The following is an 18179-nucleotide window of genomic DNA, read 5'->3' on the forward strand; positions in this document are numbered from 1 at the left end:
ACTTTTTAACATAAATTTCCTCCTTGTGATTTCAAGTTTAGTTTTATATAATTTTTTTGTAGCAAATCTCAGAAATGAGGAGAAGTCCATGTGAAAGCATGGGCTTTTTTATTGTGCGCCAGGCATGGCAACTAACTAGGTGGTGAAAGTCCACTGCGAGGGTACACATCGACCAATCGCTAGAGAAACGCAAGGTGGCATCCGTGAGGATGTGGCTGAAGGAAGCGTGTATCAAACTCTTGGCTCGACGAACAGAAATCTGATACGAAGGCTAGATAAGTGGATGAGGTTCCACTACAAACTAAAGTCCAAAAGATGTGCGTAAGCTTATCTAGTAAATCAGGCGAGTAAAAGATGAAAGTTAGCTGTCTTACCCTGGGAGATCTCACGAACGATTAAGGAGTCCCCTATTAAGAAAATCGGTCGAAAAAGGTTTATCGTGAGAAGTCAGCCGAAGTCATAGTAGTGGAAATTCTTTTCCACGAAGGACTGAACTACTTATAGTGTTTCTGTACCATAAACGCACGAAAGATACATTTCTGAATATGTTAATGATGAAAATATGAGCGTATCTCAAAAGATAATCAAAAGAGAAATGTCTTTCGTTACGTGAGAGGAAGGAGGAAACGAGTATGAAACTTTTAGATCAAATTTTGAGTAATCAGAACATGAACGAAGCCTATAAACGAGTTTACCGTAATAAAGGAGCAAACGGTGTGGATGGAATTACTGTGGAGGAATTAAAATCCTATCTTCGGGAACACAAAGAAGAACTTCGTTCTCAAATTCGCCAACGTAAGTACAATCCGCAACCAGTCTTACGTGTTGAAATACCAAAAGGAAATGGTAAAATGCGTCAACTAGGTATCCCAACTGTTGTCGATAGAGTTATCCAACAGGCAATTAGTCAGATTCTTATACCTATATTTGAAAAACAATTCAGTGAGTATAGTTATGGGTTTCGACCAAACCGCAGTTGTGAAATGGCAATTGTTCAAACAGTGGACTATATGAATAACGGATATGATTGGTTAGTAGATATTGACTTAGAACGATTCTTTGATACTGTCCATCATGACAAACTTATGCGAATTATCTCTCGTACAATAGAAGATGGAGATGTCATTTCTCTCATTCGAAAGTATCTAGTAAGTGGTGTAATGAAAAGAGGAAAATATGAAGACACACCTATAGGTACCCCGCAAGGTGGGAATCTTAGCCCTCTGTTAAGTAATATTATGTTAAATGAATTAGATAAAGAATTAGAATCAAGAGGTCTACATTTTGTTCGCTATGCAGATGATAGCATTATTTTTGTCAAGAGTGAAAAGGCAGCACATCGAGTTTTACAGTCCGTAACGGCCTTTATCGAAAAGAAATTAGGGTTGATTGTCAATGCAGAAAAGAGTAAAATCAGCCGTCCGAATGGAACAAAATTTTTAGGTTTTGGCTTTTACTTCGACAAACACACAAAGAAATATCAACCAAAACCCCATGAGGAGTCTGTCCAAAAATTTCAGAGGAATTTGCGTCAGCTCACCAAAAGAAACAAAAGTATTTCTCTTGACGAGCGAATCGTAAAACTTAAACAAGTCATCTATGGTTGGGTAAACTATTTTCGTAAAGCGAAAATGAAAAGAAAACTCGCAGAAATAGATGCTAAACTTCGATCAAGAATTCGAGTCATTATCTGGAAGCAGTGGAAGAACTATAGGAAAAGAATCTGTTCCTTGGTTCAGTTGGGGATACCAAAGGTTTAACCTACTGTCGAAAAGGTTATCGATTTATTGGATTATCGAAAATGATTCACAGAGCCCTATCCAATGAACGACTAAAGCAAAGAGGGATTCCCTTTGCTTTAGATTACTATCTAAAAGTGCATACTGTAATATAAGTTGAACCGCTATATGCCGAACGGCTTGTATGGTGTGTGAGAGGGGTGCGAATCTATGCGTTCGGACCTCTACTCGATTATAAAAAAACAGAACGCTTAAATATATATAATGATTCAAATTTAGTTTGAAACTGTGATATGCTAGTTTTAGCAACTATTCATATTTGGAAAAAGGATTGAGCTTATGAACGAAAAGGGAAAATCTATTGATGGCTTAATGAGACATATGAGAAATAACCATAATATAAAAATTAATGGTAGTAGAGATAAACAAAACTTATTGAATATGGGATACTATCATGGTTATAAGGCTTCGATGTATATAAAAGAGAGAAAAAATATGCAGCAATTCGAAGAATTTGACGAAGTAAAAGCTGTTTACGATTTTGATTTAGAAATGAAAACAATTTTTTATCCAATGTTAATTAAGATAGAAACATCATTAAAAAATAGGTTAATAGATTTTTTAGTTAAAGGAGATCAATGTGACATTGAATATATCTACAAAAATAAGCTTAGAGACTATGCATCAAAAGAAGTAGGATCCAAAGATTACAAAAAATATTTAGCTAAAAACCTTAAATTAAGAGAAAAAATAGATGAAACGATTGCTTATAACTATGGTAATGGTCATCCAGCAGTGCAACACTTTTTTCACTGCAATAAATCACTGCCTTTGTGGGCATATTTTGAGATAATAACTTTTGGAGAATTCGGTAATTTTATTGGATGCTTAAATAAAGAATTAAGAATTAATTTTGCTGAAAGTATAAATTTACATCATAGTGGTTTTAATCAAAATGGAAGAGTCATAGAAAACATAGTATTTTGTTTAACGGGACTTAGAAATGCTACTATGCATAATTCGGTAATTTTTGATTGTAGATTCAATAATTCTAATACTTCAAATCAACTTAAGGGATATTTGGAAAAGGTAACAGGGATAAAAAATATTACATTTGATACCTTGATGGATTTTATGATTTTATTGGTTATGTTATTGAAAAAAATTAATGTAACTAAAACTGAGTTGAATAGATATGTAAGACACTTTGACGATATTAGAGAAACACTCTTTTTAAATGTTCCGTTTAGTACGTATACGGCTATAATAGGAACAGATGCAAAAAATAAAATAGTAGCTCTTAAAAATTTTATCAGAAAATAAGCGAAATTTGTTTACATTTTATATTCTATATGGGATAATTTAATTATCAAATAGCGGTACATTACTTCGGTTTGTACCTAAAACACTCCATGCGTGGGGTGTTTTTTATTATGATTATGTTGGTAGTTTGGGAAAATCTAGGAATAGCCTGTACCCTTAGTTCAGTTGGTTAGAGCAGACGGCTTATAACCGTCCGAGCGTAGGTTCGAGTCCTACAGGGTACATATAGTAATTAAGTTAGTTCTGTGTTAAAATTACTTAGAAGAGTATTCATGTAAATAAAAGCTTTTTTTAGCCACTTTTGGGTGGTTATTTTTTTATACACAATCTTATGTCTATTTCCTCCATAAGTTATGATGACATCCGTTCAGAGCTACTCGAAATAGTAGCTTTTTTAGCATTGATTTTTTACAGGATGAGATTATAATAATAATCGTAATAGCTGATGAATCAATTTCCCAATCTTTTTACGCATTTAAACAGCGAAGCGTTTTCGGACGCTTCTTTTTATACTACAATCAATATTTATATTTGGAACACGACTAGATAGTTTCTTTGTATAAAAAAACGACTCATAGTGAGTCGTTTAATAGATCAGAGTAATAAGTCATTAATTTCTTTAAATTCTTTATCAAGTTCTTTTTCATCATATTTTTCATATTTATCAGCTTCATGAAGAACTTTTTTAATTTCATGAATAGCCTTTCGTTCAACTAACCATTTTTTTAGGTTATGTTTTTTTTCTGGATTTTCAGATAACGTATCAAGTTCGTCTAACTCTTTATCCAGTTTATTGACAACAGAAACAATTTTGTTTACAACTTTTTCTTCTTTGTTTTCTAAATTTGACATTTATCTTCACGTCCTTTTTATTTGATAATATAAGTATAGAATGTCGATACAATTAATACAAAATAAAACCTTTAAATATGTGTAATTGCATAAATAGAAAAGCTAGTTTAATATTTTTATTAAGTTTGTTTAGTTGATTTACGAGAATAAGAAATACTTAAATTTGAAACGATGGATTTAATTCATGAAAGATACATAAAAGGGATCAGCTAATTAAACTTATTTAAGGTCTTTTTTTCATTTTTCTGAAAAGTTAAAGTAAAAATAGACTAAAAAATAACCATGTGAGATAATAAATATGTCATCACAACAAAGAATGAAACCCATTATTATCTAATCTATATCCATTCTTTTTGTTTGCAGGAGTTGTGATGGTTTTTCGTTATTCTTAGCTCAGTTGGTCAGAACATAACCGAACGGTCATAGGTTTGAGTCAGTCCTACAGGAAACTTATAAATAAAAGCTTATTCTTCAACCACTTTTGGGTGGTTATTTTTATGCATTTAGGGGCAAAAAAGGGGCAGAAATTGACTTATATTAAGTTAATTAGTGATATATGAATGACATACAAAAATATAAAAATTTTTAAAAACGCTTATATATCAATGCTTTTATTATTCTTTTATATATCTGTTATATGTCAAAAAAATATATTCAATTTCAATTTGTGTTTGAATAAATAGAAGAAAAAACGTACGAGGAAAGATTTTGGTGATTTTTCCATCGTACGTTTTTTTATCGACAAGGTGCTGCTCATTTTTATTGCTCGGAGCTGTACGCTTCTTTCACAACCTCTTCCACGGTGTTCAAAGAGCTGACCTTCGGCAATAAGTCAAAAAATCTCAAAATATGGAAAGCTATTTCGAGATTTTCCTCCTTATCGCTCAGGTCAAAGCGCTCTTTTCACAACCTTTTTTTCCACGCAATACAAAATCGGGGGGTTGTTTTTTTGATTGATGAATTGGTATTTTAGGACATTGTATTTTTCTTGTGGTAGTGATTGGCAATAGTCTTGCACCATATCTAATTCTTTTTCGCCGCCGTCATGACCGTAATAGACAACCAGGATCATCCGACCTCTTGACACGAGGCGTTTGAGGATTTCTTCCATTGCTGTACGAGTAGTTTCAGGTAGGGTGATGACTGATTTATCGCTTTTTGGTAAATAGCCTAGATTAAAGATTCCTGCTTTGATGGGTTGTGCTTCATCGACTACTGTACCTAGTGTTTCATGACCTTGTAAAAACAAAGAGGTACGGTCGAGTAAATCTTGTTCGGTAAGCTTACTCTTAGTAGAAAGCAAGGCCTCTTTTTGAATATCAAAACTATAGACATGTCCAGTTTTGCCGATTTTTTCAGCCATGAAGACTGTGTCATACCCATTTCCCATGGTGGCATCTATGACGTGGTCACCAGGTTGGAGGATTTCTTCTAATAAAGAGTGGCTAAAGTGCAATGCCGTCTGTAACATCAGCTGAGTACTCCTTCTCTTATATTGAATTTTCCTTGGTAGCTATCACGACGAATAAGTTCATCATCTATTGCGTTCAAGACTTCCCATTTTTTTAGACTCCACATAGGACCGATCAGTGAATCCCACGGTGCGTCACCTGTTAAACGGTGGATAATGATTTCTTTAGGGATCATTTCTAATTGATCGCAAATGACGTTGACATAATCGGGGCGACTCATCAATTGCAATCGTCCTTCATGATAGTCACGCAACATTTTTGTTTTACGCATCAAGTGCATCAAGTGAAGTTTGATTCCTTGGATATCCGAATCTAAAATCGTTCGGCGAACATTCTCCCGCATCATGTCTAATGTTTCCCCAGGTAACCCATTGATCAAGTGGGTGCAGACACGAATATCATGTTTGCGTAACTTCGCTACACCATCTAAATAGGTCTGATAGTCATGGGCACGATTGATCAGAGAGGAGGTTTCTTCGAAGGTTGTTTGTAAGCCTAATTCCACCCACAAATAAAGACGTTGATTTAGCTCTGCTAAATAATCTACCACTTCATCTGGCAAACAATCAGGGCGGGTCCCAATGGATAATCCAACAACACCAGGTAAATTGATTACTTGTTCAAATCGTTCTCGGATCACTTCGACAGGAGCGTGCGTATTGGTGAAATTTTGGAAATAAACGATATATTGTTCCACACCAGGCCATTTTTTATGCATCATATCGATTTCTTTGTGAAACTGGATAGGTAATGGATCTTCTGGAGCGACGATCATATCCCCTGAACCAGAAACACTACAAAAAGTACAGCCACCATGAGCGACTGTACCATCACGATTCGGACAATCGAAACCACCGTCTATCGGTACTTTAAAAATCTTGCCACCAAACTCATTTCTTAAAGCATAGTTCCATGAATGGTAACGTTTGTTTCCATCTGAATAAGGAAAACCCATAAAAATCCTTCTTTCTAAAGGCTACGAGAAGTCTTCTCATAGCCCTCTAAATATCTAAAAATAGTTGTTGAAATGTTAATGTTAATCTATCGTTTGCAGTTCAATCTGTTCCTTTTTTTCTCTATAGGTTGGATAAGTGAGAAAGAGCCAACTTAGGCTAAGCAAATATCCACCTAAAACATCACTTGGGAAATGGACACCTAGATATATTCGGCTTGCACCAACACTTACTATAATAAACGCCAACAGAAGTTGAAGCAATGTGGCAATTCCCTTTTTCTTGATCAGGCTAGGGAGTAAAAATAAAAGTGTCCCGTATAAAATCATACTTGCAGCAGAATGCCCACTAGGAAAGCTGTAGCTGTGTTCAACAACTAAGTGAGGAAGAGTCGGACGTAACCGCATCACGAATAATTTGATCAATGGATTGATGATTCCGGCTATCACGACAAAATTAGTCGCAAACCAAATCAGTTCAATGTGTTTTTTCTTCCACCACAAAAATGCCAGAATAAGTAAAAATACAACAATCACAGTCAGTGCATTTCCGAATGTTGTGATAAATAGCTGGTAGTGGTTCCAATCAGGATAAGGTGTACGTATGATTTCAGTTATTGTTTGATCAAATCCTGATAATAAGTTGATCCGATATTTAATAATGTAGCCTAATATGAAAAATAGGAATAAAAAAAGAGTGCCGACTACATGAAAAGTTGTTTTTTGTTTCATAAGTTTCCTCCTTTTCAGCAATAATTCATTATAGCATTCTTAGACTTATAAAAAACTTTCATATCTGTTATGTGAGGTAATATTATACGCAAAAAACAACATTTCTATTTGGCAATAGGCCAATGTAATCACTTAGACATTTTCAGGTAACATAACCGACATACTTATTTTCATAAAAGACAGCGATGCATTTAGCTGAAAACACGCAGTCTAGTCATACCAACGTTTTATTTTTTCCTACATATTGAAAAATTACGAAAAATTACAGTCTGGTTACAATAAGGATATTGAGTCTTAAATAACTTTTAATAAAGTTTAAGAGAAGTTATAATTGTTATAATAGTAGAGAAATTGTAAACAGAATTTGGAGGATAGAAGATGGAAAACATTGCAAGAAAGGAACGCAGACGTTTAGAAGAGACCAAGCGATTCCGCAAAGTAAAACGTAGTGCCGCGTTAGTCGGTACTGCAATGGTAGGCTGTTCTGTAGCGGCACCTTTGATACAACCAGTGCCAGTAAATGCTGATCAAACGCCAACTCAATTTGGTGCAAGAATCAATACTGCAGCATTTATTACGGAAATCGCGACTTATGCTCAACCAATTGCACAAGCCAATGATTTATACGCCTCCGTGATGATCGCCCAAGCGGTCGTTGAAAGTGGCTGGGGTAGTAGTGCATTGTCCCAAGCACCGTATCATAATTTATTTGGTATCAAGGGCAGCTACCAAGGACAAACCGTTTATATGGATACACTTGAATACTTGAACAATCAGTGGGTGACCAAGAAAGAACCATTCCGACAATACCCTTCTTTTGCGGAGTCATTCAGTGATAACGCCTATGTTTTACGTAATACTTCATTTGGCAATGGCTATTATTATGCAGGTACTTGGAAAAGCAATACGAAATCATATACAGATGCAACAGCTTACTTGACTGGACGCTATGCAACAGATCCAAGTTATGCTGGAAAATTGAACAATATCATTTTAACTTACGGCTTAACAAAATATGATACACCAGCAAGCGGTAATGCTGGTGGTGGTGCAACGACTGGTGGCAACACAAATACTGGAAATACGGGTAGTAACGCCAATACAGGGAGTACTGGAACTACTTCAACAACCTATACAGTCAAATCGGGTGACTCTGTCTGGGGAATCTCTAATTCATTTGGCATCAGTATGTTACAGTTGATCGAATGGAACAATATCAAAAATAATTTTATTTATCCAGGACAAAAGTTAACGATCAAAGGTGGTCAAACGCCTGGTTCTTCAACAAATAACTCTGGAAATAATACAAATTCTTCTGGAAACAGTAATATTTCCGCAGGTACTGGTCAAACTTCTGGTATAAAATATACAGTCAAATCAGGCGATTCTGTTTGGAAGATCGCAAATGACCACGGTATCTCAATGAATCAACTGATCGAATGGAACAACATCAAGAATAATTTTGTTTATCCAGGACAACAATTGATTGTGTCAAATGGGGGAAGCTCTTCTTCCACTACGACGAATACTGGGAACGCATCAAGTAGTTCAAATAATGCAGGGAGCACGGCAGCTTCTGGTACCAAATATACGGTCAAATCAGGCGATTCCGTCTGGAGCGTGTCCAATAAATATGGTATCTCAATGAATCAGCTGATCCAGTGGAACAACATCAAAAATAATTTTATTTATCCAGGCCAACAATTGATCGTTAAAGGCGGAAGTGCTGCAACTAGCACGAACACTTCTTCAACTACAGCAGCAACAACGCCAAGCACGCCGAATACCTCGAATACGACAAGTACTGCATCAACTGGCGATACGATTTATACAGTCAAAGCAGGAGAGTCTGTTTGGGGCGTTGCGAATAAGCACAATATCACGATGGATCAATTGATCCAATGGAACAATATCAAGAATAATTTCATTTACCCAGGGCAACAAGTAATCGTCAAAAAAGGGACTACTCAATCTGCACCAACGACTGGGCAAAAAACATATACGGTCAAAGCGGGAGAATCTGTCTGGGGAGTTGCAGATAGTCATGGCATCACGATGAACCAACTGATTGAATGGAACAATATAAAGAACAATTTCATTTATCCAGGCCAACAATTGATCGTAGCAAAATAAATGCTTGAACCACTCAAATAATAATTGAACTTATGTCATTTATTTGTTACTATGAACCTACACTTTTAATAAACCAACGTTTGAAAAGGAAGTAGTAAAAAGACGAAAGTTTTAGAGAGCACATGGCTGGTGGAAATGTGTACGGACGCTTTTGAACTCGCCTTTGAGTTGCATCTGCTGAAAAAATAGAAGTAAGCAGAGGCGGTGACGACCGTTACAACGTTCGAGGCCTTTTCAAAAAGGCAAAGTTAGGTGGTACCACGTAGTTTACGTCCTATAAAAAGAGCAATCTTTTTATAGGATTTTTTTGTTTTCTTTGATTAGAAAACAGGCGAATGGATTGCTCGTGCAAAGACATTCGTTGTATTCATCTTTATAAGATGAAAAATAGAGCAGGGGGATAGAAAATGAGTTATAACCATAAAGAAGTTGAAAAGAAATGGCAAAAATATTGGGCAAAAAACAATACCTTCAATACTCATGACGATCATGAAAAACCTAAATTCTATGCATTGGATATGTTCCCATATCCATCTGGACAAGGCTTGCACGTAGGACATCCAGAAGGCTATACGGCAACAGATATCCTTTCTCGTTTCAAACGAAGCCAAGGGTTCAATGTATTACATCCAATGGGGTGGGATGCGTTTGGTCTTCCCGCAGAACAATATGCGTTGGATACTGGGAATGATCCTGCTGAATTTACCCAAAAAAATATTGAAACATTCCGACGTCAAATCAATTCTTTAGGGTTTAGTTATGACTGGAACCGTGAAGTCAATACAACTGATCCAGAATATTATAAATGGACACAATGGATCTTTACAAAATTATATGAAAAAGGCTTAGCGTATGAAGCAGAAGTAGCTGTGAACTGGGTGCCAGAGCTTGGAACAGTTATCTCAAACGAAGAAGTTATCGACGGAAAAAGCGAACGTGGGGGCTACGATGTCGTACGTAAACCAATGCGCCAATGGATGTTGAAAATCACAGCTTACGCAGATCGCCTTTTAGATGATTTAGAGTTAGTCGATTGGCCAGAAAGCATCAAAGAAATGCAAAGAAATTGGATCGGTCGCTCAGTTGGAACCATCGTAGAATTTAAAGTAGCGGGTACAGACAAAACGTATACGGTCTTTACGACACGTCCCGACACGTTATTTGGCGCAACTTATTCTGTATTGGCACCAGAACTTGACTTAGTGCGAGAAATCACGACACCTGAACAAAAAGAAGCAGTCGAAGCTTATATTGAAGAAACAGCTAGAAAATCGGATCTTAAAAGAACAGATCTAGCGAAAGAAAAGACGGGTGTATTTACTGGAGCGTACGCTATCAACCCTGTCAACGGGAAAGAAATCCCAATCTGGATCGCAGATTATGTGTTAGCTTCTTATGGTACAGGCGCAATCATGGCAGTACCTGCGCATGATGAACGTGATTATGAATTTGCTAGAAAATTTGATTTAGAAATCATGCCAGTAATTGAGGGCGGAGATATCTCAGAAGCTGCGTATACAGAAGATGGTGCGCATATCAATTCTGGTTTCGTAGACGGAATGAACAAACAAGAAGCAATCGAAAAAATGAACATGTGGTTGGAAGAACATGGCGTAGGGAAAAGAGAAACTAGTTATCGTTTACGTGACTGGTTGTTTTCACGTCAACGTTACTGGGGTGAACCAATTCCGATCATCCATTGGGAAGATGGAACAGTCACTGCTTTACCAGAAGAAGAACTACCTTTACGCTTACCTAAAACGGAAAACATCAAGCCTAGTGGAACAGGGGAGTCACCACTTGCGAACATTGATGAATGGGTCAATGTGACCGATCCTGTAACAGGTAAAAAAGGACGTCGTGAAACCAATACGATGCCACAATGGGCAGGCAGTTCATGGTATTACTTGCGTTATATCGATCCACATAACAAAAAAGAACTAGCCAATTACGAAAAATTAGAACGTTGGTTACCAGTAGATATCTATATCGGTGGAGCAGAACATGCGGTACTTCATTTGTTGTATGCACGTTTCTGGCATAAATTCTTATATGATATCGGTGTCGTTCCAACAAAAGAACCATTCCAAAAACTATATAACCAAGGAATGATCCTAGGCGAAAACAATGAAAAAATGTCTAAATCTCGTGGGAACGTAGTGAATCCTGACGATGTTGTAGCTAAATATGGTGCGGATACATTACGTTTGTATGAAATGTTCATGGGTCCATTAGATGCATCGATTGCCTGGAGTGAAAATGGTTTAGAAGGTAGCCGTAAATTCTTAGATCGTGTTTGGCGCTTGATCGTAGACGAAAACAACAAAATGCGTGATCGTATCACTACTTTGAACGATGGCAAATTAGACAAAGTGTATAACCAAACAGTGAAGAAAGTAACGGAAGATTATGAAACACTGCATTTCAACACGGCAATCTCTCAATTGATGGTCTTTGTTAATGAAGCCTATAAAGTAGATGCTCTTCCTTACGAATATATTGAAGGTTTCGTTCAGTTGCTTGCACCAATCGCGCCACATATGGGAGAAGAACTATGGGCGATCCTAGGCAATGAAGGTGGTATTTCTTATGCTAAGTGGCCAACATATGATGAAGCTGCTTTAGTGGAAGATGAAATCGAAGTAGTTTTCCAAGTCAATGGAAAAGTTCGTGCAAAAGCCAACGTTACTCGTGACCTAGCAAAAGAAGATTTGGAAAAACTAGCCTTAGAAAATGAGTTGATCAAAGAAAATATCGAAGGCAAAACAGTGCGTAAAGTGATCGTGGTGCCAAATAAATTGGTCAACATCGTAGCAAACTAAGAAATTCGGCAATACAGCTAGAAAAAAGTAACTATATTAGCAGAATCAAGGGATAAAAAATAAAAAAAAGACGATATCCCGCCATTTAGATCCGGAAAAAGTATGAATACTTTTTCCGGATCTTTTTTGCTTCACAAGGTATTATTTTACCAATCTGTCGGTAAAAAAAGGTTTTTTTATAATGATAGAATCATGGATAATTTTAGTGTGAGGATTTTATGACGTTTGGGGGGATGTATGAAAAATAAGAGAACCGTTGATTTTAGATAGGCTCATGATGTTAGAACTAGAAAGGGGGACAGAACATTTGCAAATGAAAAATTTTAGAACAATAGCCACTTCGCTCTTATTATTCCAACACTGTCTTTTTCCAGTCACCATTTTTGCAGAAGAGGCACCAGTTGAAATTGACACGGAATTGGTTCAGCGTTTACAAGAGCAAAATGAACTACCAGCGATCGAAAGTAGCCCTCCAACAACTGAAGCGACCGCGGAAGAACCTGTACATACGGAACCTGCTGAAGTACCAACTACAGAGGATTCGAATCCAGAACAACCGGAACAATCTGAACAACCGAAACAACCAGAAACGGTAGAGACTACGGAACCACCTATACCGGAAACATCTGAAGAAACAGTAGAGACGACCACTCCTTCTACAGAAGACGGGAAAGAAAGTAGTGAAGAGAATGAACCACCTTCGCCAGTTTTGCCCGCAGAGGAAGAAACGGAACAGCTGATGGTCTTGCCAAAAGCGATGCGGATGAGTACTTACTCGTTACCTAACCTTAGCGCGTATCGCCATCATTTAGTCAATAATGGAAAAAGTGCTTATATTGAGAAAAAGATGCAGGCGGCTACGAATAGAACATTGACTTTAGGCGCTGAAGTAGGAGCAACTCAAAGTTTCACAGTCTCTTATGATACACATACGATGGTGCAAGAGGCAGGAAACGGTTGGATTTCTTGGATCGCTAGTAATTTGAGTGGTACACCTGATTATTATTTTCAGCAGATGTATTATGGAAATCATCCAACATACTCAAATCCATATACGTTGGGTAATTTGAGGTGGTCCGGTGTGCCGTCTTATTTGGCAGTTACAGCATCAACACCTAGTATCAGTAATTATCGAGTGACGTTCAACGTGACGATCAGAAGAACGGGAGTCGCCACTAATGATAAGGATACTTTACGTCTCTTAGGAAATTTAACAATGGGAACAACTGCTGTCGCGCCAGCGGTCAATAACTTCTCCAAAAAAATCGAAAATGTGAATTATTCCGGTGCAGTTATCGGAGAGATCAACGTGAATAATCCAAGGCCATCTGTCGTGATTAAAGACAGTGTTGTTGTAGAAGCTACTAGGAACGCCTTGTCTCAAGATACGATCAAATCTTGGTTTTCGACACTGCCGTCAAATTCGAATGACTACACGTTTTCCGCAACAGGTCCAGCTAGTTGGGCACCTGGTGCAACAGGAACTGCTACAGTGGTTATGAAACATAATTCGAATGGTACAACACAAACATTCACTACTCGGTATACGGTTAGAGACACGCAAGCGCCAACAGGAACTGTAAAAAGTGGAACAATCGACGTGGAAGCCCGCAGAAGTGGAAATCTTAGCGAAGCAGAGTTACGTGGATTCATGACAACAATGAGTGATAATTGGACGTTGCCTGAGAATATGAAGATATATTTAGTCAATAATGCTGGAGGAACAGATGTATCAATTGCGGGACTTGAACCTGGTACAATAGTCTCTAGTTTCAACTCCAACGTCCGATTGGAGGATGAAGCAGGGAACAAGTCTTCTCGGATGAAAGTGGTACTACGTATTGTAGATACCCAACGTCCAACAGGAACTGTAAAAAACGGAACAATCGACGTTGAAGCTCGTAGAAGTGGAGAACTTAGCCAAGCGGAATTACGGAGATTTTTTACAACGATGAGCGACAATTGGACATTACCAGAGAACTTGAAAGTTCATTTAGTCGATGGTAACGGAACGGCGACAACAGTTGCGGGTAAGGCACCAGGGACCCATCTTTTTAACCTTCAACTAGAAGACGAAGCAGGGAATAAATCTTCTCGGATGGAGGTACGGATACGGATTGTAGATACGCAAGCGCCAACAGCTACAGTCAAAACTCAAGGAGTTGAAATTGAAGCCCGCAGAATTGGAGATTGGACACGAACAGATTTGTTGAAGTTCATTGATGGAGATTTGCAGGACAACTGGAGCTTGCCGGAAAATATTCGGATCGAAGCAACAGATAATTATGGGATTTATCCAATTGCAGGAAGTGGACCTGGTAATAAATGGGCTTACCTAGATATTTATGACGAAGCTGGAAATAAATATCAGAAATATGTAGTATTTAAAGTAGTGGATACACAAGCGCCAACAGGAACTGTAAAAAATGGCACAATCGATGTGGAAGCACGTAGAAAAGGTAATCTAACTAAAGAAGAACTGCGCCAATTTTTTACGACAGTGAGCGACAACTGGACGTTACCTAAGAATATAAAATTCCATTTAGTCAATGCAGATGGATCAGCAGCATCCATTGCAGGTGTGAAGCCTGGAACTGCACTTGATGCTCATATCCAATTGGAAGATGAGGCAGGAAATAAATCCGCTCCAATGAAGATATCAGCACGCATTGTGGATACAGTAGGACCACAAGGAACAGTGAAAGAGAATCTATCCTTCTATGAAGGCAGTGCAGAACCGAACGTTAGAGATTATTTAGAGGGGGAACCTTCAGATAATTGGACGTTACCTGAAGCAATAAAAGCGACAATAGTCTATGAAAACAATGCAGAATTCACTGACTTAAAGGTAGGAACGCATAAGTTTATTCTTACGTTGACAGATGAATCTGGGAATACAACAGATTTTTCAGGTCAGTTAAAGATCAAAAAGGATTTAAGAGGGTATATTGATGTGACGATCCCCGTACGTATTTCTTTTGCTGAAAGTAAGGAAAGTGGTGGAATTGTATCACCAAAATATAAAATCCAAAACAACTCTAATGAAGAACTGACTGTGTCAGTGGCGTCTATGACGAGTCAGTCTCAAACAGAGAAGCTAACAGATATTGATCTTTTAATGTCTAATAACTACAACGATTCTACGATTCCTTTGATTGAGAACGGTCAAAATCTATCACAGAAAACAGAGTTAGTGACTTTACCGAAAAAGACAAGTTCCTTTGCCTTTTCACTTTCTGGTACAGTAGGCCAAAACTTTGATTTTGATAGTTTGACTGATCCGTTGAAGCCGCAGTATGCTTTACAATTCAATTTTGAGATAAACTAACATTGTTAAAAGGTGTGTGATCACTTGTGGTCACACGCTTTTTTTGTACGTTCAAGAGAATGTAATTCCTTTCCTTAATGATACGGAAGTTTTTATTTTGAAAAGCAAGCGCTTACTCTGTAAACTCTTAGATAGAAAAAATAAAACATAAGGAGTGGAGAACAATGAAAAAAGCATTGATTATTTGCGCAGCAGGGATGTCATCTTCTATGATGGCGTCAAAGGCAACAGAACTATTTAAAGACAAAGGCGAAGACATTATGGTAGATGCTGTTTCTGCTACCGAAGGTGATAAAATGATCAAGAACAGTGACTTTGATTTATTCTTGATCAGCCCTCAAACCACAATGTTTCTGGATAAATTTGTTAAACTAGGTAAAACGGTGGATAAACCAGTAGTAAGCATTCCATTTCAAGCTTATGTACCCATTCCATCTGGCATCCAAAATTTGGCAGGGCTAATTGAGGAGAATATTTAATTAGGAGTGGATAAAGATGAAACAGATAGAAAAATTGTTATTGAGACAGTTGATCGACCATCAAGGAGAATATGTTACCAGTCGGAGTCTCGCATCTGAATTGTCTTTATCTGATCGAACGATCCGTAATTACATGAAAGTGATCAAAGATGAAGTAGAAGAGCATGGCGGAAAACTATCTGCAAAACAGGGACAGGGCTACCAACTAGAAATCTTTGATCACTTGGAATTTTCTCGTTTTTTGAAACAAAGGGAAGTCGCTTTTCGTAGTGATCTGCAAGTCACAGAATTTTTTGAATCAGAAGATCGACAAAAGTATCTTTTGAATAAGTTGTTGTTGGAAGATGAAGCCATCTTCATTGAAGATTTAGAAGATGAATTATTCATCAGTCGTTCAAGTCTAGTCAATGATATTCATGAAATCAAGAAAAAATTACTGCCCTATGCACTGAGAATCAATTCGAAACCGCATCAGGGAATGTGGATCGAGGGGCACGAGCAAGACAAACGTCATTTTATCATGGATATATTTTTTGGGAACCATTATACCAATTCACTCAAAGAATATTTAGGAACGAGTCACTTTTTTAAAGAAATCAACATTGAAGAGTTAGTGATTATCATTTTGGATGAGATAAGAGAAGTGAATCTAAAAGTATCGGATTTTATCATCCAAAATTTGACGCTGCATTTAGCATTAGCGATCAAGCGTGTCAGAGAAGGGTTTCACATCGAAGGAATCCCGCTGACCGAAGATATTGCGAGTCGTTTGGAATTTCAGGTATCGAAAAATATAATGGAGCGAATCGAACGAGTAATGAAAGTAGTATTTCCAGAAGAAGAGGTGTTTTATCTAGCGCTACATTTGATGGCAAAATCGAATCGAGAGGAAAAGGTGACCGATCAAGAACTTCTTGCGGAGTTAACCGTTACGTTGAATCAATTTGCTCAATTTTTTCATCGTCCGTTGAATGAAGACCGTCAATTGAAAAATGGCTTGCTGAATCACTTGGCACCCATGCTCGTCCGACTAGAACAAGGAATCACGCTAGAAAATCCGTTGAAAGAAGAAATAATGAAAGAAGATCGGCAATCTTTTGAACAAACAAAACAGCTTTTTAGCCAAATGCCGTTACTAAGCAATTATGAAATCAATGACGATGAGTGGGCATATCTAACGCTGCATATCATGGCAGCCTTGGAAAAAATCAAGTCCACGTATAAAATCCATGCATTGATCATTTGTGCAACTGGCTACGGCAGTGCCCAACTACTCAAAAATCGAGTGTTGTCCGAATTTGGTGAAACGATTGTCGTAACGAATGTAAAAGGATATTACGAAATCAATGAAGCTGTATTAAAAGAAGCTGATATGATTATCTCTTCGATTGATTTATCTACCATGTTTTTCAAAATACCAGTTTTGCATGTTAGCGTCTTTTTGAATAGCCAAGATATTCAGAAAATTCGTGAAACGATTGCTGAATGTCTGCCTTGTCAGAGTATAAAGAATAAAAGTATCAGTTTACCAACTGAGAAAAAGCAACACTACTACCAACAGTTGCTTTCGGAAAAATGGTTCACTGTCTATGCACAACAACCAACAAAAGAAGAAGTAATCCAAGAATTGCTCCAACTTTTAGGACAAGAAGAAGCTAATGAATACTTTTTTGAAATGACGGAACAAATAAAGAGACGGGAGAAGATGGGTCAGATCATCTTTAGTGAAAATATCGTCGTTCCTCATCCTGCGATTCCTATCGGAGCAACTACGAAAATCGCAGTTGACCTCATTCCAGGAGGTATGACTTGGGATGAACATGAAGGCATCCAGTTTGTATTTTTAGTTTCACCTTCTTTTATTGAAAACGAAGGGATTACTGTAGTGACCAAAGCAATCGTCCGATTTATTGATCGGACTGATTTACAGCACCATATTTTAGAGACACCTACATTTCACGATTTTAATGATCAATTTAGCCAAATGGTCAAGTAAGGGGGAGAAAAAATGTCTGAAACTATCAGTAGTGAAGAATTGCAAGTAACCGCTTTCGATATCATTCTTCATAGCGGAAATGCAAGAACGCTGATTCATGAAGGGTTCAAAGACATGCGCCAGGGAAAATTTGAAGAGGCAGATGAACAGCTGACCAAAGCCAATGAGGAGATTTTACAGGCGCACAAAGCGCAAACGAATTTATTGAAGGAATACGCCAGTGGACAAAAAATAGAAATGGAGATCATCATGGTTCATGCACAAGATCATTTGATGACGACGATGACCTTACTGGAAGTGGCAACTGAGATGGCGTATCTGTATCAAAAACATTCATAAAGGGGTAAGTAA

At 37.5% G+C, this 18179-nt stretch carries 11 protein-coding genes, 1 tRNA gene, 1 pseudogene and 1 other annotated feature; of the genes and pseudogenes, 9 read left to right on the top strand and 4 right to left on the bottom strand.

Annotated features, from left to right (window positions below; all coding sequences use genetic code 11):
• Positions 1-632: 632 nt before the first annotated feature.
• The 3 genes and pseudogenes from ltrA (at position 633) to DVW83_RS06435 (ending at position 3286) form a co-directional block, all read left to right on the top strand.
• A pseudogene (ltrA, locus tag DVW83_RS06425) lies at positions 633-1894 on the top strand (group II intron reverse transcriptase/maturase).
• Positions 1895-2078: 184 nt separating this feature from the next.
• Positions 2079-3062, top strand: coding sequence for an Abi family protein (locus tag DVW83_RS06430; RefSeq protein WP_104660815.1), 984 nt, complete (start codon positions 2079-2081; stop codon positions 3060-3062).
• Positions 3063-3212: 150 nt separating this feature from the next.
• Positions 3213-3286, top strand: a tRNA-Ile gene (locus DVW83_RS06435).
• A 370-nt stretch (positions 3287-3656) separates the two neighbouring features.
• On the opposite strand, the gene DVW83_RS06440 is transcribed toward DVW83_RS06435, so the two are convergent.
• From DVW83_RS06440 to DVW83_RS06455, 4 genes are all read right to left on the bottom strand, one after another.
• Positions 3657-3914, bottom strand: a complete 258-nt coding sequence (locus DVW83_RS06440) for a hypothetical protein (protein WP_002295273.1) — start codon at positions 3912-3914, stop codon at positions 3657-3659.
• 889 nt (positions 3915-4803) lie between these two features.
• On the bottom strand, positions 4804-5385 hold the full coding sequence (locus DVW83_RS06445; protein WP_104660814.1) for a tRNA (mnm(5)s(2)U34)-methyltransferase: 582 nt from the start codon (positions 5383-5385) through the stop codon (positions 4804-4806).
• Positions 5385-6341 (bottom strand): TIGR01212 family radical SAM protein, encoded by a 957-nt coding sequence (locus tag DVW83_RS06450; RefSeq protein ID WP_123862996.1) that lies wholly within the window; start codon positions 6339-6341, stop codon positions 5385-5387. The genes DVW83_RS06445 and DVW83_RS06450 overlap by 1 nt, the downstream gene beginning before the upstream one ends.
• A gap of 81 nt (positions 6342-6422) precedes the next feature.
• Entirely contained in the window at positions 6423-7070 is a 648-nt protein-coding gene (locus tag DVW83_RS06455) for a phosphatase PAP2 family protein (protein ID WP_104660812.1), read from the bottom strand.
• A 378-nt stretch (positions 7071-7448) separates the two neighbouring features.
• Between DVW83_RS06455 and DVW83_RS06460 the strand changes: the two genes are divergently transcribed.
• From DVW83_RS06460 to DVW83_RS06485, 6 genes are all read left to right on the top strand, one after another.
• Complete coding sequence (locus DVW83_RS06460; protein ID WP_104660811.1) at positions 7449-9203, top strand: muramidase family protein; 1755 nt, start codon at positions 7449-7451, stop codon at positions 9201-9203.
• 70 nt (positions 9204-9273) lie between these two features.
• Positions 9274-9483: a binding site (T-box leader), on the top strand.
• A 127-nt stretch (positions 9484-9610) separates the two neighbouring features.
• Complete coding sequence (gene leuS, locus DVW83_RS06465) at positions 9611-12025, top strand: leucine--tRNA ligase (RefSeq protein WP_104660810.1); 2415 nt, start codon at positions 9611-9613, stop codon at positions 12023-12025.
• A gap of 313 nt (positions 12026-12338) precedes the next feature.
• Entirely contained in the window at positions 12339-15353 is a 3015-nt protein-coding gene (locus DVW83_RS06470; RefSeq protein ID WP_224784462.1) for a hypothetical protein, read from the top strand.
• A gap of 164 nt (positions 15354-15517) precedes the next feature.
• The gene (locus DVW83_RS06475) at positions 15518-15832 is read left to right on the top strand and encodes a PTS cellobiose transporter subunit IIB (RefSeq protein WP_005877971.1); all 315 of its coding nucleotides are present in this window, start codon (positions 15518-15520) and stop codon (positions 15830-15832) included.
• A 16-nt stretch (positions 15833-15848) separates the two neighbouring features.
• Positions 15849-17828 carry a BglG family transcription antiterminator gene (locus DVW83_RS06480; protein WP_137239149.1) on the top strand — a complete coding sequence of 660 codons (1980 nt, stop codon included), beginning with the start codon at positions 15849-15851 and terminating at the stop codon, positions 17826-17828.
• A 12-nt stretch (positions 17829-17840) separates the two neighbouring features.
• Positions 17841-18167 (top strand): PTS cellobiose transporter subunit IIA, encoded by a 327-nt coding sequence (locus DVW83_RS06485; protein WP_081134143.1) that lies wholly within the window; start codon positions 17841-17843, stop codon positions 18165-18167.
• Positions 18168-18179 lie beyond the last annotated feature (12 nt).

Origin of the sequence: Enterococcus sp. VV15 (assembly GCF_005236045.1) — a bacterium.
Lineage (GTDB): Bacteria > Bacillota > Bacilli > Lactobacillales > Enterococcaceae > Enterococcus_B > Enterococcus_B durans.

Bases quoted from the DNA above. Each gene is read 5' to 3' on its own strand.
- DVW83_RS06430 (WP_104660815.1), top strand. From the start codon at position 2,079: ATGAACGAAAAGGGAAAATCTATTGATGGCTTAATGAGACATATGAGA.
- DVW83_RS06440 (WP_002295273.1), bottom strand. From the start codon at position 3,914: ATGTCAAATTTAGAAAACAAAGAAGAAAAAGTTGTAAACAAAATTGTT.
- DVW83_RS06445 (WP_104660814.1), bottom strand. From the start codon at position 5,385: ATGTTACAGACGGCATTGCACTTTAGCCACTCTTTATTAGAAGAAATC.
- DVW83_RS06450 (WP_123862996.1), bottom strand. From the start codon at position 6,341: ATGGGTTTTCCTTATTCAGATGGAAACAAACGTTACCATTCATGGAAC.
- DVW83_RS06455 (WP_104660812.1), bottom strand. From the start codon at position 7,070: ATGAAACAAAAAACAACTTTTCATGTAGTCGGCACTCTTTTTTTATTC.
- DVW83_RS06460 (WP_104660811.1), top strand. From the start codon at position 7,449: ATGGAAAACATTGCAAGAAAGGAACGCAGACGTTTAGAAGAGACCAAG.
- leuS (WP_104660810.1), top strand. From the start codon at position 9,611: ATGAGTTATAACCATAAAGAAGTTGAAAAGAAATGGCAAAAATATTGG.
- DVW83_RS06470 (WP_224784462.1), top strand. From the start codon at position 12,339: ATGAAAAATTTTAGAACAATAGCCACTTCGCTCTTATTATTCCAACAC.
- DVW83_RS06475 (WP_005877971.1), top strand. From the start codon at position 15,518: ATGAAAAAAGCATTGATTATTTGCGCAGCAGGGATGTCATCTTCTATG.
- DVW83_RS06480 (WP_137239149.1), top strand. From the start codon at position 15,849: ATGAAACAGATAGAAAAATTGTTATTGAGACAGTTGATCGACCATCAA.
- DVW83_RS06485 (WP_081134143.1), top strand. From the start codon at position 17,841: ATGTCTGAAACTATCAGTAGTGAAGAATTGCAAGTAACCGCTTTCGAT.